The sequence below is a fragment of the Sphingomonas arenae genome (assembly GCF_016924655.1).
Lineage (GTDB): Bacteria > Pseudomonadota > Alphaproteobacteria > Sphingomonadales > Sphingomonadaceae > Sphingomicrobium > Sphingomicrobium arenae.
In genome coordinates this window covers 295964-315480 of the sequence record NZ_JAFFJU010000002.1, presented here as the reverse complement: position 1 = coordinate 315480, position 19517 = coordinate 295964, and the positions used below count along the sequence as shown (strand labels likewise).

Annotated in this window: 13 protein-coding genes; 9 read left to right on the top strand and 4 right to left on the bottom strand. The window is 67.7% G+C overall.

Translation table 11 applies throughout. The features are described 5' to 3' along the window. Nucleotides 1-90: 90 nt before the first annotated feature. The 3 genes from JT720_RS07640 to JT720_RS07630 all read right to left on the bottom strand — a co-directional run bounded on the left by JT720_RS07640 (nucleotide 91) and on the right by JT720_RS07630 (nucleotide 2472). The gene (locus JT720_RS07640; protein WP_205480572.1) at nucleotides 91-1170 is read right to left on the bottom strand and encodes an SDR family oxidoreductase; all 1080 of its coding nucleotides are present in this window, start codon (nucleotides 1168-1170) and stop codon (nucleotides 91-93) included. A 66-nt stretch (nucleotides 1171-1236) separates the two neighbouring features. Further along, nucleotides 1237-1890, bottom strand: a complete 654-nt coding sequence (locus JT720_RS07635) for a hypothetical protein (RefSeq protein ID WP_205480570.1) — start codon at nucleotides 1888-1890, stop codon at nucleotides 1237-1239. Nucleotides 1891-1992: 102 nt separating this feature from the next. Then, on the bottom strand, nucleotides 1993-2472 hold the full coding sequence (locus tag JT720_RS07630) for a peroxiredoxin (protein ID WP_205480568.1): 480 nt from the start codon (nucleotides 2470-2472) through the stop codon (nucleotides 1993-1995). Between the two features lie 95 nt (nucleotides 2473-2567). On the opposite strand from JT720_RS07630, the gene JT720_RS07625 reads away from it, so the two are divergent. The 8 genes from JT720_RS07625 (at nucleotide 2568) to addB (ending at nucleotide 15681) form a co-directional block, all read left to right on the top strand. Next, the gene (locus tag JT720_RS07625; RefSeq protein WP_205480567.1) at nucleotides 2568-3140 is read left to right on the top strand and encodes a YqgE/AlgH family protein; all 573 of its coding nucleotides are present in this window, start codon (nucleotides 2568-2570) and stop codon (nucleotides 3138-3140) included. Nucleotides 3141-3238: 98 nt separating this feature from the next. Next, on the top strand, nucleotides 3239-4654 hold the full coding sequence (gene ahcY / locus JT720_RS07620; RefSeq protein WP_205480565.1) for an adenosylhomocysteinase: 1416 nt from the start codon (nucleotides 3239-3241) through the stop codon (nucleotides 4652-4654). A gap of 186 nt (nucleotides 4655-4840) precedes the next feature. Further along, nucleotides 4841-7897 (top strand): TonB-dependent receptor domain-containing protein, encoded by a 3057-nt coding sequence (locus JT720_RS07615; RefSeq protein WP_237219840.1) that lies wholly within the window; start codon nucleotides 4841-4843, stop codon nucleotides 7895-7897. 343 nt (nucleotides 7898-8240) lie between these two features. Then, nucleotides 8241-10595 (top strand): sensor histidine kinase, encoded by a 2355-nt coding sequence (locus JT720_RS07610; protein WP_205480563.1) that lies wholly within the window; start codon nucleotides 8241-8243, stop codon nucleotides 10593-10595. After that, entirely contained in the window at nucleotides 10592-11029 is a 438-nt protein-coding gene (tsaE, locus tag JT720_RS07605; protein ID WP_205480562.1) for a tRNA (adenosine(37)-N6)-threonylcarbamoyltransferase complex ATPase subunit type 1 TsaE, read from the top strand. The genes JT720_RS07610 and tsaE overlap by 4 nt, the downstream gene beginning before the upstream one ends. Further along, nucleotides 11014-12018, top strand: a complete 1005-nt coding sequence (locus JT720_RS07600; RefSeq protein ID WP_237219841.1) for an aminoglycoside phosphotransferase family protein — start codon at nucleotides 11014-11016, stop codon at nucleotides 12016-12018. The genes tsaE and JT720_RS07600 overlap by 16 nt, the downstream gene beginning before the upstream one ends. Next, the gene (locus JT720_RS07595; RefSeq protein ID WP_205480561.1) at nucleotides 12015-12776 is read left to right on the top strand and encodes a nucleotidyltransferase family protein; all 762 of its coding nucleotides are present in this window, start codon (nucleotides 12015-12017) and stop codon (nucleotides 12774-12776) included. Before JT720_RS07600 ends, JT720_RS07595 begins: the two co-directional genes overlap by 4 nt. Then, complete coding sequence (gene addB, locus JT720_RS07590; RefSeq protein WP_205480560.1) at nucleotides 12769-15681, top strand: double-strand break repair protein AddB; 2913 nt, start codon at nucleotides 12769-12771, stop codon at nucleotides 15679-15681. The genes JT720_RS07595 and addB overlap by 8 nt, the downstream gene beginning before the upstream one ends. A gap of 189 nt (nucleotides 15682-15870) precedes the next feature. On the opposite strand, the gene JT720_RS14040 is transcribed toward addB, so the two are convergent. Continuing rightward, nucleotides 15871-16005 carry a hypothetical protein gene (locus tag JT720_RS14040; RefSeq protein ID WP_272873182.1) on the bottom strand — a complete coding sequence of 45 codons (135 nt, stop codon included), beginning with the start codon at nucleotides 16003-16005 and terminating at the stop codon, nucleotides 15871-15873. Nucleotides 16006-16076: 71 nt separating this feature from the next. Between JT720_RS14040 and addA the strand changes: the two genes are divergently transcribed. Continuing rightward, nucleotides 16077-19472, top strand: coding sequence for a double-strand break repair helicase AddA (gene addA / locus JT720_RS07585; RefSeq protein WP_205480559.1), 3396 nt, complete (start codon nucleotides 16077-16079; stop codon nucleotides 19470-19472). The last annotated feature ends 45 nt before the right edge of the window (nucleotides 19473-19517 follow it).

Here is a 19517-nt window from a genome sequence, read left to right as displayed (position 1 = left end):
CGCAGGCCCGTAGTCGAAGGGCGCAACCGTGCGGCACGCCCTTCGACTTCGCTGCGCTGCGCTCAGGACGAGCGAAGTTCTGGCGACGCCCTACTCCGCCGCGAGCCGGGCAGCCTTGAGCCGCCGCTCGGCCTGGCGCGTGCCCTGGTCCCGCTCACGGCGGCGATCGAGCATCCAGGCTGCTCCGCCGACTGCCGCGGCCATGCCGCCGATCAGCGCGGCCGTGGCGACCGGGTGCATCTGGGCCTCCAGGTAGAATGACGTCCGCCGCTTGAACGGCTCCTGGTTGCTCTCCGTTCGGCCGTCGGCGCGAGGCTCGAACAGGTTGTCGTTGGTGCCAGGGGCCGGCGGCACGTCGGTGGTCTGGGCGAACTCGTCGCCGAACCACTGCATGCCGATGTCGCTGAGCCGGGACAGGGCCGGCGCGACCGTGGTGAGTGCGATGCCGCCGCCTCCGACCACCAGATCCCGGCGCCGGTGCTCGGCCGCGAAGCAGATCGCCTTGGCGACCAGCTCCGCGTCATAGAGGGGCTGCGGCAGTCGTGCCGGTTTGCCCATCTTGTTGCGCGCATGCTCCGGGTAGGGGGTGTCGATGCCGGCAGGCTTGATCAGCGTGACGGACATCGGCGAACCTTCGTCCTCCAGCTCCATCCGCAGGGCATCGGTGAACTGCATCACCGCCGCCTTCATCGCGCAATAAGGTCCCTGGAGCGGGATCGCCCGGTTGGAGAGGACCGAGCCGAGATTGATCAGAGCGCCGCCGCGTTCCTTCATGTGCCGGACGGCGGCCATGCTGCCCTGGACCAGCCCGAAGTAGCCGACGTCGAACACCCGGCGGTGCTCTTCCAGGGAGACCTCTTCCAGCCGGGCGTAGAGCGCGACGGCGGCATCGTTGACCCAGGTGTCAATGGGGCCGAACGTCTCCAGTGCCTTGGCCGCCAGCTCCTCGGCCGCGCCTTCATCCGCCACGTCAATCGCCAGCGCAGTCGCTTGCCCGCCCTTGTTGCGAATGGAGACGACCACGTCGTCGAGCGCCTCCGAGTTGCGGGCTGCAAGGACAACCCTTGCTCCGCCGGCAGCGGCGCGGCGAGCAGTCGCTAGCCCAATGCCGCTGGAAGCACCCGTGATCACCATAACTTGTTCTGACAAGGACTTCAGGCGCGCAGCCATTCTTCTTCTCTCCCGCAAAGAGGGGCGCCGAAGCGCCCCTCTCGTTCATCAAGCGTGTGAGTGGGCCTACGCACCGTAGGAGATCGACCCGGTTTTGCTCTGGTCCTTGCCGACGTCGTCGAGCCCGGTCGCACCGCGTGAGGAGGTCTGGCTGCCGCTGTCGCTCGACAGGCTGCCGGTCGAGCCGGCCGCCGAACTCGAAGAGCCGGTCGAGCCCGCGCTGCTGCCACCGGTGGTCAGGCCGGCGCCCGCCGCCGTGTTGCTGGTGCCAGTGTTGAGATTGCTGCTGCTGCCGCTGCCGGAAGTGCCGCTGCTGCCCATCGACGAGCCGGTCGAGCTGGTGCCGGCACTGGCGCTGGGAGACGCGCTAGCGGTCTCGAGGATGGCGTTTTGGCCGGTGCTGCCCTGCTGGCCGGAACCGTGGGTGCTGCTGCTGTCCGTCTGGGAGTCGGACTGGCCCCATTTCATCAGCGACGACGAGCCGCCGCTGCTGCTCTGCTGGCTGCTGCTGTTCCGGCGCGACCACAGGAATGCGCCTGCCGCGGCAACGGCCGTGGCGGCTGCGGCTGCCGCGATCGGACGCGACTTCGCCTTGTCGACCATGCCGGTCATGCGGCCCGAGCGCTGGCCCTGTTCGGACCGGCTGTGAGCCTGGGGCTCCGAGTGGGTGTAGGTATTGCTTTGCGTGGTGTTGCCGTTGCTGCCCTGCGATTTTGCCATGTCACTTTCCTCCAAGGGGGTTTCGTGACGGCTCAACGCGGCAGACCCGTCGCCGTTGCGTGCCCCTCGGCAAAGAGAGGCGCAGCGGCGACGGGCGCAGGGTTAGAGTTGCTCGATCAGGGTTTCGGCGCCCGAGACCTGGTAAGCGCCGGGCTCCTCGACGTTGAGCTGTTCGACCACACCGTCGTTGACGATCATGGAATAGCGCTGCGAGCGCGTGCCCATGCCGAACTTCGCGGCATCCATGCTGAGGCCCAGCGCCTGTGCCAGCTGGCCGTTTCCATCGGACAGCATGGTAATGCCTTGCGCTCCACTCTCGCGACCCCAGGCCGACATCACGAAGGCGTCGTTCACGGCAGTGCAGGCGATCTCGTCGATGCCCTTGGCCTTCAGCTCATCCGCCTTTTCGATGAAGGAGGGAAGGTGCCTGGCCGAGCAGGTCGGCGTGTAGGCGCCCGGCACCGCGAACAGTGCGACCTTCTTGCCCGCGAAATATTCGCTCGTGGTGGTCGGCCGAGGGCCCTCGTCGGTGGCGATGGTCAGCGGAACGTCGGGCAGCTTGTCACCGGGCTGGATAGGCATGGGCGGTCTCCTGTTTGTTTCGGCGGGGACATAAGCGGCTCGGCCGACCGCAACAAGGCTTGCCCGGGGCGTGCATCGGAAGGCATTGGAGGGCCATGAGTCAGCCGCCCTTCCTGTCCGGCCGATTGCTCCTGGCGATGCCGGGCATGGCCGATCCGCGCTTCGAGCGGGCCGTGATCGCGGTTTGCGTGCACGACGAGAATGGCGCGGTCGGGGTCGGCATCGGGCAGAAGCGCGCGGGAATGCGGTTTCGAGCGCTGCTGAAGCAGCTTGGGCTCGACCCGGGCCAGGCCCCGGACTGCGCGGTCCACCACGGCGGTCCGGTGGAGCCCGGGCGCGGCTTCGTTCTCCACTCCCCCGACTGGGGCGGCGAGGACACGCTGCACGTGATGGGGGCAAGCGGCGAGCTGTGCGCCATGACGGGCACCATCGATGTCCTTCGCGCCATCTCCGAAGGGCGCGGCCCGTCCAAGTGGATTGCGGCCCTCGGCTATGCCGGCTGGGGCGCGGGGCAGCTGGAAGAGGAGATGACCCGCCACGGCTGGTTCGCGGCCGGGGGCGAGCCCTCGATCCTGTTCGACACGCCCACCGACGAGCGCTGGTCCGCAGCCTTCCGCCACGAAGGCATCGACCCGCGGTTGCTCGCCAGCGAGACGGGCGCAGCCTGATATAAAGCTTTCTTTATATGTTGGCTTCGGCTAGGTCGAACGCGACCGGCCGCCGCGATTGACTCGCGCGCGGTCCTTCTTGCTTTTGGAGACTCAACGTGGACGCCCAGACCCTCACCCGCGACTTCCTCGTCAAGAATCTTGGCCTTGCCGACTTCGGCCGCAAGGAAATCGAAATCGCCGAGACGGAGATGCCGGGCCTGATGGCGCTTCGCCAGGAATATGGCGAGTCGAAGCCGCTCAAGGGTGCGCGGATCACCGGCTCGCTGCACATGACCATCCAGACGGCCGTGCTGATCGAGACGCTTACGACGCTCGGCGCCGACGTCCGCTGGGCGAGCTGCAACATCTATTCGACGCAGGACCATGCCGCCGCCGCCATCGCGGCGACCGGCGTTCCCGTGTTCGCGGTCAAGGGCGAGACGCTCGAGGAATATTGGGACTATGTCGCTCGCATCTTCGACTGGGAGCAGGACGGCGATGGCACCACCTGCAACATGATCCTGGACGATGGCGGCGACGCCACCATGTTCGCGCTGTGGGGCGCGCGGGTCGAAGCGGGTGAGGCGTTGTTCACCCCGTCGAACGAGGAAGAGGAGATCTTCGCCGCGACCCTGAACCGCTTCCTGAAGGAGCGTCCGGGTTACCTGACGAAAACGGTGCAGGCGATCAAGGGCGTGTCGGAGGAGACCACCACGGGCGTTCACCGGCTGTACGAGCTGGCCAAGCAGGGCAAGCTCCCGTTCCCGGCGATCAACGTCAACGACAGCGTCACCAAGTCGAAGTTCGACAATCTCTACGGCTGCAAGGAATCGCTGGTGGACGCCATCCGCCGCGGCACGGACGTGATGCTCGCCGGCAAGGTCGCGGTGGTGGCCGGCTTCGGCGACGTCGGCAAGGGCTCCGCGGCCTCGCTCCGCAACGGCGGGGCGCGCGTGCTGGTGACGGAGATCGACCCGATCTGCGCGCTTCAGGCCGCGATGGAGGGCTATGAGGTCGTCACCATGGAAGAGGCGGCGACCCGCGCCGACATCTTCGTCACCGCGACCGGCAATATGGACGTTATCACGCTCGACCACATGCGGGCGATGAAGAACATGGCAATCGTCTGCAACATCGGCCACTTCGACAGCGAGATCCAGATTTCGGCGCTCAGCAACATGAAGTGGACCGAGATCAAGCCGCAGGTGGACGAGGTCGAGTTCCCGGATGGGAAGAAGATCATCGTGCTGTCCAAGGGTCGCCTGGTGAATCTGGGCAACGCGACCGGTCACCCGAGCTTTGTGATGAGCTCCAGCTTCACCAACCAGGTGCTGGCGCAGATCGAGCTATGGACCCGGTCGGAGGCTTACGGGAACGATGTCTACGTGCTTCCCAAGCACCTCGACGAGAAGGTCGCAGCCCTGCACCTCGACAAGCTTGGCGTGAAGCTGACCACGCTGACCGACAAGCAGGCGGCGTATATCGGCGTGAAGGCGCAGGGACCGTTCAAGCCGGAGCATTATCGCTATTAAGCACAAGGGCTGTGCCGCTGTGGCACGAAGCTGACCCATGATGTTGCGATGATGTGACACTGCTCGCTGAATGAACGCCAGTTGAACGATTAGCATTTGCGCGCCGGGTGACATCTGTCATTCGGCGCGCTGCATTTTCTCCCCTGCAGGATGTGCCTAGATATGCGACGTTCAGCTTTACTCTCCTTGTCTACCGTCTCCCTCGCTGCGCTGGCGTTTATCGCCGCTCCGGCGGCCGCCCAGGACGCTCCGGCGACCCCGGACACTCCTCAGGCTCCCGATTGCCCGGACCAGAATGACGATGGCGTTTGCGATCCGGCCACCACGGTCAGCAGCGCCGACGGCAGCACGGCCGCGACCGAGTCCGGCGCGATCGTCATCACCGGTTCGCGTATCCGCCGCAACGAGTTCACCACCGCCGAGCCGATCACCGTGGTCACCAAGCAGGAGATCACGCAGGCAGGCTTCAACAGCGCGACCGACGCGCTGCAGAGCAATGCGGTCACCGCCGGTGCGTCCCAGATCAACAACTACTACAGCGGCTTCGTCGTTGACGGCGGCACCGGCGCGAACACCGTCGGCCTGCGCAACCTCGGTCCGGCGCGTACCCTAGTCCTGCTGAACGGCCGCCGCCTGTCGCCGGCCGGTACCCGTGGCTCGGTCCTGGCGGCCGACCTCAACGTTCTGCCGACCTCCATCGTCGAGCGGATCGAAGTCCTCAAGGCCGGTGCCTCCTCGGTGTACGGTTCGGACGCGATCGCGGGCGTCATCAACATCATCACGGACCAGAAGGTCCGTGGTCTCACCCTCGAGACCCAGGTCAACGTTCCGGAGATCGGTGCGGGTGTGGATCGCCGCATCGCGGGCACCTTCGGGTTCGGCACCGACCGCCTGAACATCATCGGCTCGGTCGAGTACCGCAAGCGTGACGGCATCCGCCTGAACGACGTCGGTTTCGCCTCCTGCCCGATCGGTGGCTTCCTGAATGGTGAAGGCACCCCGTTCGGCTCGGGTGACGGCGTCGGCTTCGACGGCACTCCGTGCTTCACGCTCGACAACGGTGGCACCACCATCAACACCCTCGGTGTTCCGACCCGTCAGGCGATCGGCCGCACCAGCGGCGTTCTCGGCAACTTCAATCGTCTCGTTCCGGACGCAACGGTCATCGGTGGTCCGACCCCGGGCTTCCGCGGCGTCGGTTTCTATGATCGTGACACCTTTGATCCGGATAGTCAGAAGGAGTTCGTGGTCAGCCCGGTCAAGACCCTGACCGGCTTCCTGTCGGCCACCTACGACCTGCAGGCTCTGGGTGGGGCTGAGCTTTATGGTGAGGTCCTTGCGACCCGCCGCAAGTCCTCCGCTCCGCTTTATCGCCAACTCTCGCTGGACTACATCCAGGGCAGCCCGCTGCTTCCCGAGATCTTCCGTAACGGCGCCTTCCTCGCACCGAACGAGACCTCAAGCGGTAACATCGTCGCTGCGCGCGCGTTCATCGGCTTCGGCCTGACCGACTCGCGTCAGCAGGTGGACTATGTTCGCGCGGGTGGCGGCATTCGCGGCGACTTCTTCCTGAAGGACTGGCGCTATGACGTGTACGTCGGCAAGTCCTGGACGGACGCTCGCTACGAGATCGAATCGTTCCTGATCGATCGCCTGGCCAACTCGCTGCTCGTGACCGACAATGGTGACGGCACGTTCAGCTGCGCAAACGTGGCCTCCAACCCGGGCTGCGTCGCCGCTCCGGCCCTGAGCGCAGACGTGATCGGCGGAAACCTGCCGCAGGCGTTCAAGGACTACATCCTCGAGAACACCATCGGCACGAACATCTTCCGTGAAACCACGGCGATCGCCAGCATCGACGGTCCGATCTTCCGCCTGCCGGGTGGTGACGCCCAGCTGGCCCTGGGTGCCGAGTACCGCAAGCAGCGCATCGACGACACGCCGGACGAGAATGCCATCAACGGCAACCTTCTCGGCCTGACCTCGTCGGAGCCGACCCGCGGTACGGACTCGGTGAAGGAAGTCTTCGGCGAAGTCTTCCTGCCGCTCCTGAAGGACCTGCCGTTCGCCCGTAACCTGAACCTCACGGCGTCTGCTCGCTGGACCGACTACAAGTCCTATGGCAGCGACACGACCTACAAGCTCGCGGGCGAGTGGGAGCCGATCCGTGGTCTGGGTTTCCGTGGCAGCATCGGCACCTCCTACCGCGCTCCGGCGCTCGCGGAGCAGTTCCTGGGTGCGACCAGCGGCTTCCTCCCTTCGGGTAATGACCCCTGCGACGCGGACAACTTCCCGCGTGCGAATGGCCAGCCGAACCCGGGTGCGTATTCGCCGCGCCAGCAGCTTATCGCGGCGAACTGCGCTTCCATCGGTCTTGATGTCGGCACTTTCCAGCAGAACAGCGGGGTCACCACCTTCACCCGTGGTGGCGCGGAGTTCGGGCTCGAGGCGGAAACCTCGAAGAACTGGTCCGTGGGCGTTGTCCTGCAGCCGGTGCTGCCGTCCTCGATCGGCAACCTCAGCCTGGCTCTCGACTACTTCAACATTAAGGTTGAGAATGGTGTATCGAGCCTCACCGCACCAACGATCCTCGGCCGTTGCTATGCCGATGTGGCGTTCGATCCTACGGCTGGCTTCTGCCGCTTCGTCGATCGTGACGAGAACAACGTCCTGACGGTGAACAGCGACTACGTGAACCTGTCGACGGACATCGTGAAGGGCTTTGAGTTCAACGGCCGTTACTCGCGTGACCTGTTCGGCGGTAACCTGGTGATCAACGCCAACGTGACCAAGTACACCGAGCAGTCCACGCGCTTGTTCCCCGAGGAATTCCTGACGGATGCGAACGGGACCTATGTCACGCCGGATTGGGTCGGCGCATTCGATGCGACCTATCGCCGCGGCCGGGTGACCTTCCGCTACGGTCTGGATTGGATCGACGGTTCGGAAGGTACGTACGACTACTTCGCGTTCGACGAACAGACCGGTGAGGTGGACGAGGCGCTGGCCCAGTCGTACCGCGACTTCTACCGTCTGGAGGTTCCGAACTACTTCCTCCACTCGGCGTCGGTGCAGTTCAACCCGATGGAGAAGTTCGAACTGACCGTGGGCGTCCGCAACATGTTCGACCGCAAGCCGCCGCGGATCTCCGCTGCGGTGAACACGGTTGGCAACGCGCCGCTCTACTCGGGCTACGACTATGTCGGCCGCAGCTTCTTCGTGAATGCGACGGTTGGCTTCTAAGTCCTGAGACGGATCGAAGACAAAGGGAGGGCCTCGGGAAACCGGGGCCCTTTCCTTTTTGGTCCGAAGTGAATTGCCTCCGTCGGCTGCTCGCAGGCGCCACAAACAGCAGGGTGCCTCGGCTCGCCAGGCTTCTTAGCGGACGGGTCATCGGCCTCACGAGGGCAATGCTCCCTGACGCGATCGCAGTGCCGTTTCCGGCCGTGTTTCCAGGGCTCCCTGAAGTTGCGAGGATCACAGCCGTGTTCCGTGGCAGCCAGCCGGGCTGCAGTCGGCACCTCCCTTCTTTTCGCCTTCGCAAGCTCTGCGCTCGGCTCTATGAACTCGGCATGGGGAGGGGGACATGATCGGCGGCTCGCCCGAGACGACCACGCTTGCACTGGGGCTGGCCGCTCTCTGGGTCCCGATTGCGGTCGGGGTTTCGATCATCGCCGCCCGTCGAATGAAGCGGGCCGGGGACCTGCTCGCCTCCGCCCACTCGCTTTCGGCCCTGCTCGCCGCGGCACCGGCGCGCCCACTGATCGTCTCGGACAATGGATCGGTCGACGCCGACCAGCGCCTGATCCGGGAGATCGGACTGGAAGACGCTGTCTCCAGGCTCCACGACCTGGCGCATGATGGACGCGGAATCGAGCCTGACGATCTCACCACGCTGAGCGAGGCCGTGCGGGCGAGTGCCGTGTCGGGTGAGCGGATCCAGCAGTCCGTCAGGATCGCCGGCTCTCATCGCGTGCTCGAGGTTCGGGGCGGCCCGGCGCCACCACCCGCGGGCCCGGGCACGGTTCTGCTGTGGCTGTTCGACACAAGCGCCGCAGAAACGGAGAAAGCGTCGGTCACGGGACGGCTGCGCCAGACCGAGGCCGCGCTGGACGCGGTGACGCACCTCATCGAAAGCGCGCCGTTCCCCATGTGGTATCGCGGTCCCGACCTGAACCTGGGGCTGGTGAACAGTGCCTACGTCGCGGCCGTCGAGGGGCGCGATGCGTCCGACGTCATCGCCCGCGGCGTGGAGCTGGTCGACGCCGTGGGGTTCGATAGCGCTCGGGCCGGCGCGCAGCGAGCGCTGGAGTCCGGTTGGCCGCATAGCCGGCAGCTTCCGGCCACCATCGGCGGTGAACGCCGCATGCTGCGGCTTGTCGACGTCCCGCTCGCGACGGGTGCGGTCGCGGGCTTCGCGGTCGATATTCAGGATCTGGAAGACGCGCGCTTCGAGCTGTCGCGCTACATCGAGAGCCAGCGCGAACTGGCCGATCGGATGACGGCCGGGGCGGTGCAGTTCGACGCGGACCGGACCTTGTCGTTCTACAACCAGCCGTTCGCCATCATGGCGCAGCTGGAGCCGGAATGGCTGAACGAGAAGCCCGAGTTCGATCGCCTGCTGGAGCGCATGCGCGAGAACCACCGGCTGCCGGAGGTGCGCGATTTCCCGCAGTGGAAAGCGCAACGGCGCGCCTGGTTCACCCTCGCGGAAGATGCCGTGGAGGAGGAGTGGATCCTGGCGAACGGCGATCACCTCCGGGTGGTGGGCCAGCCCCTGCCGGATGGCGGCTTGCGACTGATCTTCGAGGACCGGACGGAGCAGGTCCGATTGGCGTCGGCGCGCGACACCTTGCTGCGGGTGCGGACCGCCACGTTCGACAATCTGTTCGAGGCGATCACCGTGTTCGCGTCGGATGGCCGTCTCTACCTGTGGAACCGTAGGTTCTGCAGTTTCTGGGACATGGACGAGTCCTGGCTGGGCGAGCATCCGCGGGTGGATGAACTGGTTCCGGCCATGGCCCGCCGGCTCGTCAACCCGACGGCGGCGGCTCAGCTGCGCGAGCTGGTCCGGGCGGCCACCGCCGAACGCCGCCAGGGCAGCGGGCGGCTGTCCATGGTGGACGGTCGCCATTTCGAGTTCGCCGCGGTCCCGCTGCCGGACGGGAATGCGCTGTTCACCATGGTGGACGTCACCGACTCCACGCGGATCGAGGCGGCGCTCCGCGAGCGGGCCCGTGCGCTGGAAGAGGCCGACCGCGTCCGCACCGACTTCGTCGCCAACATGAGCTACGAGTTGCGGACTCCGCTAACTTCGATCGGCGGGTTCGCCGAAATGCTGGCCGAGGGTTATGCGGGGGCGCTCGAGCCGGCTGCGGCCGACTATGTTTCCGCAATCCTCCAGTCGGTGGAGCGCCTGTCCAAGCTGGTGGACGACGTCCTCGACCTGACCCAGGGAGAGAAGGGGCCGGCGCCGATCGAGCATGAGCGGATCGACCTGGCGGGGCTCACTCGCAGCGTCGTCGATCGGCTCGAAGGCACCGCCGCTGCGAAGAAGCAGGAGCTGACGACCAGGATCGACGACAGCACCGGGGTGGTCATCGGCGATGCGCGAAGATTGCGGGAGGCGCTGGAGCATGTGCTCACCAACGCGCTGGCGTACACGGATACGCGGGGGCGCATCGAGGTCGACACCCGCGGAGACGCGGAGCAGGCGATCATCAGCGTGTCGGACAACGGGCCGGGGATCGCGCTGGAAGACCAGAAAAGGGTGTTCGAGCGTTTCTATCGTGTCGGCGGAGCGAGAGGGGAGGCGGCGCTGGGGCTCGGCCTTCCACTGGCTCGCCAGTTTGTCGAGGCGCACGGCGGCAAGGTCGAACTCGATTCCGCGCCAGGCAAGGGGACGACGGTGCGGTTCCTGATCCCACGCGGCAGCCAATGATCCTGGCAGACGAGGCAGGGACGGCGCGGGCGGGCGCGGCCCTGGCCGGTGTGTTGCGTCCGGGCGACGTCGTCACGCTGTCGGGCCCGCTCGGCGTCGGCAAGACGACCCTGGTGCGAGCGCTGCTTCATGCGCTCGGCCATGAGGGCGAGGTCCCAAGTCCCACCTTCGCCATCGTCCAGCCTTACGAAGCGGTGAGCCTGCCGGTCTGGCATTGCGACCTCTATCGGATCGAAGACCCCGGGGAGCTGGATGAATTGGGCCTCGAGACGATCCTCGAGGATGGTGCCCTGCTGGTCGAATGGCCCGAGCGGGCCGGTGAGGCGGCCTGGCCACAGGCGCTTCGACTCTCGCTGGACTTCGCGGCAGGCGACGCACGATCCTTGACAGCCCGGGTGCCGGCGGCATGGGAAGGGCGATGGCCTCCCCGATGATTCCGCCGCCGCATGGGCCGGACTTTCTCGACCAGCATGGCTGGAGCGGTGCGGAGATCTCGCCGTTGGCCGGGGACGCGAGCTTTCGGCGCTACTTCCGCGTGCGTCATGCGGGGCGAGAGGCCGTGCTGATGGACGCCCCGCCTCCGCACGAGGACCCGAAGCCGTTCGTTGCCGTCGCGGAGTGGCTGACGGGGATCGGCCTGTCCGCGCCCGAGATCCTCGCCCGCGACCTCGAACGAGGGCTGCTGCTGCTGAGCGATCTCGGCAACGACCGCCTGCGCGAGGCGCTGGACGCGGCGCCGGCGCGAGAGCGGGAGCTCTATGCGCTTGCGACGGACGTGCTGGTGCACCTCCATCGCCATGCGCCAAAGCCCGACCTTCCGCCGCACGGCCTTGCGCAATGGCTGGACGAGCTGATGCTCTTCCCCGATTGGTATTGCCCGGCGCTCGGGCTGGACGTCGATGTTGCGGCGTACCGGGCATGCTGGGAAGAAGCGCTGCGGCCGGTGGCTGAGGACGGGCTTGGCCCAGTGACGGTGCTGCGTGATTACCACGCCGAAAACATCATGCTGGTCGGGGGGCGCAGCGGGGTCGAGCATCTGGGACTGCTCGACTTCCAGGACGCGCTCGCCGGCCATCCGGCCTATGACCTGTGCTCGGTGCTGGAAGACGCCCGCCGTGATGTTTCGCCTGCGGTGGAGCGGGAGATGATCGACCGCTATGTCGCGGCGACGGGCGTTTCTGCAGACACTTACGAACAGGCATACTGGGCCCTTGCCGCCCAGAGGAACACGCGCATCCTGGGTGTCTTCACCCGCCTCTGGAAACGGGACAACAAGCCGCACTATCGCGCTTTCCAGCCGCGCATGTGGGGATTGCTCGAGCGTGATCTCGCTCGACCGGGACTCGAAGGCGTGCGCGCCTGGTTCGACCATAACGTGCCCGCCGAGTTCCGGTCCGCTCCCTGGGAGAAACTTGCCGCATGAGTTCGCTCAAGCGTACGCTCCGGCTGCGGCCGGAGATCGTGGCCCAGGTTCCGCGCACCGCCATGGTCATGGCCGCAGGGCTCGGCAAGCGGATGCGCCCGCTGACTGCGACCCGGCCCAAGCCGCTCGTGGAGGTCGCCGGCAAGGCGCTGCTCGATCATGTGCTGGACCGGCTTCGCTCGGCTGGCGTGGAGCGGGTGGTGGTCAACGTCCATTATCTCGCCGACGCGTTGGAGGCGCACCTCAAGGCCAAGGCCAACGGCCTCGATGTCCAGATCTCTGATGAGCGTGACCTGTTGCTGGAGACCGGCGGCGGGCTGAAGAAGGCGCTGCCGCTGATCGATTGCGACCCGTTCCTGGCGGTCAACAGCGACAATTTCTGGGTCGACGGCCCGGCGGACACCCTGAAGCTGCTCGCCTCGCACTGGGATGGGGAGCGGATGGACTGCCTGCTCCTGCTGGTGCCGCATGCCCGGGCCGGCAATCACTCCGGACTCGGCGATTTCCACATGGGCAAGGATGGCCGGCTGGCCCGGCGCACCCGGTCCAAGGTCGCGCCCTTCGTGTTCACGGGCATCCAGATCGTGGCCAAGCGGATGCTGGAGGGCGCGCCGGACGGGCCGTTCTCCACCAACCTGCTGTGGGACCGGGCGATCGAGGAGGGCCGCTGCTTCGGCGTCGTTCACCAGGGGCTCTGGTTCGATGTCGGTACGCCCGGTGCGATCCGCGCGACCGAACAGGCGCTCGAACTTGCCTGAAGCGGCCCGGCCGCGTGTCTACAGCATCGGCGCGCATCGCAGCTTTGCCGATGCGCTCGCCGCCGGCCTGATCGCCGAGCACGGCAAGGAGCCGCTCGGCCTCGCGCGCGGCCGTATCCTGCTTCCGAACAACCGCGCCGTCCGCTCGGTGACGGAGGCATTTGTTCGCGCGAGCGGCGGGGGCCTGCTGCTTCCCCGCCTGATCGCGATCGGCGATCCCGAACTGGATGACAGGATCGGCGGAGCGCTGGACCCGGTCGGTGGCGAGCCTATTCCGCCCGCAGTGCAACCGCTGACGAGGCTGATCGCCCTGGCGCGCTTGGTCCGCCGCCAGGTACCGGACGCCAATGCGGCCGAGAGTTTCCGGCTTGCCGCCGACCTCGCCCGGACGCTCGACTCGCTGCTGGTGGAGGAGGTTTCGCCCACCGCGCTGAAGGAAGCGGTCGACGATGCGGAGCTGGCCCGCCACTGGCAGATCTCGCTCGACCGGCTCCGGGCCATGGTCGAAACCTGGCCGGGCGAGTTGGCGATGCTGGGGCGGATCGACCTGGCCGACCGTCGCAATCGCCTGCTTCGAGCGACGGCGTCACGTTGGGCCGAGGCGCCTCCGGAAGGGTTCACCGTTGCGGCCGGCATCACGACCAGTGCTCCCGCCATCGCGGCGCTGCTCGCCCGGGTTGCGCGGATGCCGGGTGGCGCGGTCATCCTGCCGGCCCTCATTCCGTCGCGGGTGATGAGCGGGGAGGAATGGGACGCGCTCGGGCCCGACGCGGAAGGTCGGACGGACGAGACCCATCCCCAGTGGCACCTGAAGCGGCTGCTCGACCGCATCGGCGTCGCCCGCGATGAGGTGGAGGAATGGCGCTACGGCGGGCGGGCGGCGGCTCCAGCCGTTCGGGGCAGGGCGGTTGCGCACGCGATGGCTGCGGCCCGGTTCACCGACAAGTGGAATGTCCTCCCACCCCCTGAGCGGCGGTTGAGCGGGATTCGTTATGCCGAGCTCCCCGATCCGGGCGCCGAGGCGCAGGCGATTGCCATCGCGCTGCGCGAGGTGCTGGAAACGCCGGGCATGACCGCGGCGCTGGTGACCCCCGACCGGCTGCTCGCCTCCCGCGTTTCGGCGCTGCTGCAGCGGTGGGGCATCCAGGCGGACGACAGCGCGGGCAAGCCGTTGTCCCAGGCTCCCATCGGAACCCTCTTGCTGGGCATCACGACCGCGGCCGCCGAGCGCCTGGCACCCGTCGCGACGCTGGCGTTGGTGAAGCACCCTCTTGCCGGACAGGCGGGGGACCGGCGCGCCTGGCTCGACAGCGCGCGGCTGCTGGATCTTGCCTTGCGCGGACCCCGGCCCCCGGAGGGCCTGGCGGGCATCGACGCGCACTGCGCCGAGAAGGACAAGGAGCGCAAGACGCGAGGGTGCGGGGAGGCGTGGCTCAAGGTGCGTCCCGCGCTGGAGCGCGTCGAACAGGCGCTGCGGGGGCCGACCACGCTGTCCGCTTTCGCTGCCAGCCTGCGCGAAATGGTGGCCGGCATTGCCGGGGACCAGGCGTGGAGCGGCGCCGACGGCCGGGCTGCGGCGGACCTGCTCGCGGAGCTTGAATCGTCGGTCGAGGCGGCCACGCTGACGGTCGAACCGGACGACGCGGCACCGATGATCCGGCAGTTGCTCGACTCCGTGGCGGTTCGTCCGCCTTATGGAGGGCACCCGCGCCTGTTCATCTTCGGCCTGCTCGAGGCTCGGCTGCAGCAGATGGACCTGATGATCCTCGGCGGCCTCAACGAAGGGGTGTGGCCGGCGATTCCACAGCCTGACCCGTGGCTGGCACCAAAGATCCGCGCGAACCTGGGACTTCCCGGCCTGGAGTATCGCATCGGCCTCGCCGCGCATGATTTCGCCAGTGCCCTGGGTGCGCCGAAGGTGCTGGTCACTCGCGCCCGGCGGGACGGGAGGTCCCCGACGATTGCGTCACGGTTCCTGCTGAGGCTGCAGGCGATGACGGGGGGCCTGGCCCGCGATATCCGGCTGGAGCGTCTGGCGGTCGCGATCGACACTCCGCCAGGCAAGCCGAAGCCGGTCGAGCGTCCGCGGCCCTCACCCCGCGCGTCGGAGCGGCCGAAGCGCATTTCCGTGACCGCCGTGGACCGGCTCAAGGCTGACCCGTTCTCCTTCTATGCACAGGCCGTGCTGCGCCTGCGCTCCCTGGAGCCGGTGGATGCCGACCATACGGCCGCGTGGAAGGGCAGCGCCGTCCACAAGGTGCTGGAAGAATGGCTCGCTGAGGACGACTGCGACCCTGAGCTGCTCCTGCCGCGCGCCCGCAAGCTGCTGGAAGGCGAAGCGATCCACCCGATGCTGCGGGCCCTGTGGCAGCCGCGCCTGCTTGAGGCGATCGACTGGGTGGCCTCGGAGGTCCGTCAGGATCGCGCCGCGGGACGTCGGCCGCTCGCCGCGGAGCAGAAGGGCGAGACCCTGCTGTCCGGGGTGACGCTGGAGGGGCGCGCCGACCGCATCGACCGGCTGTCGGACGGACGGCTCGGGATCATCGACTACAAGACGGGCAAGGCGCCTTCGAGCAAGGCCGTGGACGCGGGCTTTGCGCTGCAGCTGGGGCTGCTGGGCCTCATCGCCCGGGCGGGGGGCTTTCAGGGCTTGAGCGGAGCGCCGGGCGCCCACGAATATTGGTCGCTCGCCAAGGACCGGAACAGCTTCGGCAAGCGCAGCCGGATGGATGCGAAGGTCGGCGCGGACGACTTCCTGGCCCAGACCGAGCGGGCGTTCGCCGAGGTCGCCGCGAAGTATCTGACGGGTGAGGAGCCGTTCGTCGCGAAACTCCACCCGGCCTTCGCGCCCTATGGCGACTACGACCAGCTGATGCGGCTGGAGGAGTGGTACGGGCGGGAGTGAGGGCCGCTTCGGGGCTTGTCACGAGCTTGCGCGAGGGGGTGAGGCGCTTCGACAGGCTCAGCGTGAGCGCTTGTGGTGGTGGCGGTTCCCGTCGTCGCGCTCACCCTGAGCTTGTCGAAGGGTGGTTGAGGGCGCTTCGACAGGCTCAGCGTGAGCGCTTGTGGTGACGAAGCCTCCCAGCGCAGTCGACTACTTCTTCTTTTTCTTGCCGGCGCGGGCGTAGAGCAGGGCTGCGACGATCGCGGCCGAACCGATGCCCACCGCGACCCCGGCCTTGAACTGCTTGTTCTCGCCGTTCTCGTTCTTCTTGTCTTCGTCTGCCATTGCGCGACTTCCCGATCCTGTTTCGCGGCCCATAGCCTAAGCGGGTGGCGGCTTGCTATCACCCTTGTCGCATGTCGCGTTTCCAGCCGCTCCATCCGCTCCAGCCGGACCAGGCACTCGCCGCCGATCCGGCAATCCATGCCGCTTTGTCCGCCAGCGCGGGCACCGGCAAGACGCAGGTCCTGACCGCCCGTGTGCTGAAGCTGCTGCTCGGCGGAACGCGGCCGGAGGCGATCCTCTGCCTGACCTTCACCAAGGCCGGTGCGGCCGAGATGGCCAACCGCATCGGTGAGCGCCTCGCCAAGTGGGTGCGGCTGCCGGATCGGGACCTGGACAAGGAGCTGTTCAGCCTCGGTGAGCCGCACACCCCGGCCATGCGCGAGCATGCCAGGCGGCTGTTCGCCCATGTGCTCGATGCGCCGGGTGGGCTGCGGATCCAGACCATCCACAGCTTCGCGCAGACGCTGCTGGCTGCCTTTCCGGCGGAGGCGGGGATCACGCCCGGTTTCCGTCCGATCGAGGGGCGGGAGGAGCAATTGCTCGCCAGGCGCACGCTGGCGCAGCTGATGTCGGACGCGGAGGCGCGGGGTAACACGCAGCTGATCGCGGATGTCCAGACGTTGAGCCGCCGTGTCGGCGAGCGGGACGCCGAGCGCTACCTCATGGCTTCGGCGCGCGAGCCGGACGCGATGACCACCTTCGCCAGACCCGAGCAGGTCGAGTCCATGCTCCGGAGCCTGATCGATCTACCGGAGGGTTCGATCGAGGAGATGGTCGCGGCTCGCTGCCATGACGACAGCTTCGATTGCGCACTCCTGACCGCCATCGCCGAGGCTCACCGCGGCTGGGGCGCCCAGACGGGGCTGACCGTTGCGGCCGAGATCGAGCATTGGCTCAGCCTTCCGCCACAGGAGCGCTGTCGGGAGCTGGGGCGGCTCGCATCGGTCGTGTTCACCCAGGCCGGGGAGCGGCGCAAGGTCCAGGCCGGCCTCCTCAAGGCCGAGCCCGATGCGCAGCAGCATTGCGACGCGTTGGCGGAGGCGGTGTCGGAGTTGATCAGCCTCCAGCGCCGGGCGGATCTGGTCGCGGTGCAGGCGGCTGGTCTCCGGGCGGGGGCGGCCTTCGCGGAGGCCTACACGCAGGCGAAGCGCTCGGCAGGGGTCGCGGACTTCGATGACCTCATCCGTTGGACCCGCCAATTGCTCGCCACGCCGGGCATGGGCGAGTGGGTCCGCTACAAGCTCGACCGGCGCACCGACCACCTGCTGGTGGACGAGGCGCAGGATACCAATGCCGACCAGTGGGCCATCATCGAAGCGCTGACCGGCGAGTATTTTGCGGGGGTCGGGGCGGGCCGGCACCACCGGACCCTGTTCATGGTGGGCGACTTCAAGCAGGCGATCTACGGCTTCCAGGGCACCGATCCGCGCGAGTTCGAGGAGGCCCGGCGCCGGATCCGCGAGAAGGCGGACGCCCTACGGGAGGCGGCCGAGGAAGCCGACGAGGTTGTCCCCGCCTTCAAGAATCTGTCGATCGACCGTAGCTTCCGCTCGGCACAGGCCGTGCTGGACGTGGTCGACGCGGTCATCGACGGGGTCGGTCCGACCGAGATGGGCTTGCCCGACGTGCCGCACCGCCACCGCGCGCACCACGAGCGTCGCCCCGGTCTGGTCGAGCTGTGGCGGCCCTTCGCTCCCCAGGCGGACGAAGAGGGCGGCGAGGAAGGGGAGGAGGGCTGGTTGGCGGAGCCCGCTCGCCGCTTCGCCACGCATCTCGCCAAGCAGGTCCGTGCCTGGCTGGACGATCCGCCGGTTCTCGCGACCACGGGGCAGAAGCTGAGCGCGGGCGACATCCTCATCCTGGTCCGCAGCCGGGGCGAACTGGCCTCGCTCATTGTTGCCCGCCTGTTCACCGAGAACGTGCCCGTCGCCGGGATCGACCGGCTGCACCTGTCGTCCCCGCTAGCGGTCAAGGACCTGGTGGCGGCGATCGCCTTTGCGGTTCAGCCGCTGGACGACCTGAACCTTGCCAACCTGCTGGTCTCTCCGCTGGTCGGCTGGGACCAGGACCGGCTCTACGATCTGGCCCATGGCCGCAACGGGCACCTGTGGGTGGAGCTCGGCCGCCGGCGAGACGAAAGTCCGGCGTTTGTCGAGGCGCGCGACCTGCTCGAAGGGCTTCTCGCCATGGCGGATTTCACCACGCCCGCCCGCTACCTCGAGACGATCCTGTCCGGGCCCATTCAGGGTCGCCGCAAGCTGCTGGAACGCCTTGGCCCCGCTGCGCGCGACCCGATCGACGAACTGGTCGCCGCTGCCTGCGAATTCGAGCAGTCGGAGAATGCGTCGCTCGACCGCTTTCTCGCGTGGTTTGGGCAGGGCGACGTCGAGATCAAGCGCGACCCGTCCGCGCCGTCCAATGCGGTGCGCGTGATGACGGTGCACGGCGCCAAGGGGCTCGAGGCGCCGGTCGTCATCCTGGCCGATGCGACCGCCGACCCCTCGCGGCTGGGCGATAAGAACGGTCCCCTGTCCATGCCCGTGGGGGAGGCAGGCAACGCGCCCGTGATCCGCCCCCGCAAGGACGAGATGTGCGATCCTTATGCCACCATCGTGGAGCACGGGAAAAAGCGGGACCTGGAAGAGCATTGGCGCCTTCTGTATGTCGCCCTGACCCGCGCCGCCGAGCGCTTGATCGTCGCCGGTGTTGCCCCCAGCCGAGGGCAGCTTCCAGAGCAGAGCTGGCACGCACGGGTGCAGGCGGCATTGGAACGGCTGGGCGCCGAGTGGGAGGGCGAGGCTCTCCGCTATCGAGGAGCGGGAGAGGCATCGGCGCCGCGCACTCCGCGCCGCAAGGTCGCGCTGCCGCCGCCCCTGCTCCCGGACTGGCTGCATCGCGCTGCCCCTCCCGAAGCGCGGCCGCCGCGTCCGCTCGCGCCCTCGCAGCTGGTGGAGGATCGCGACGCGGCGCCGCCGCCGTCACCGCAGCTGCGGGCCGCTGCGCGTCGAGGCACCTTGCTGCACGCCTTGTTCGAACGGCTGCCCGGCGTTCCGCCCGAGCAGCGGCTCACGGCGGCTGCACACTGGCTGGAGCATTCCGCCGGGGTCAGCGATGCGGCATTGCGGGAAGAGGTGATCGCCGCCGCCTGCGGGATCATCGGCGATCCCGACTATTCCGAACTGTTCGCGCCCGGGTCGCTGGCCGAAGCGCCGATCGCGGCCACGCTGCCCGACGGCCGGGTCGTCGCAGGCACCGTGGACCGGCTGCTGGTCGAGGAGGATCGCGTGCGCGTCATCGACTTCAAGACGGGCCGCCACGTTCCGGCGGGCGCGGCGGATGTTCCGCGCGCTCATGCACAGCAGATGGAGGCCTATGGGGCGGCGTTGTCGGTGATCTTCCCGGGGCGACGTATCGAAACGGCACTGCTCTATACCTCGGGTCCCAGTCTCATCGCTCTGCCCGGTTGAGCCGCGCTGGAGGAGTGCCCATATCCGCTCGAACCGAATCGAGGA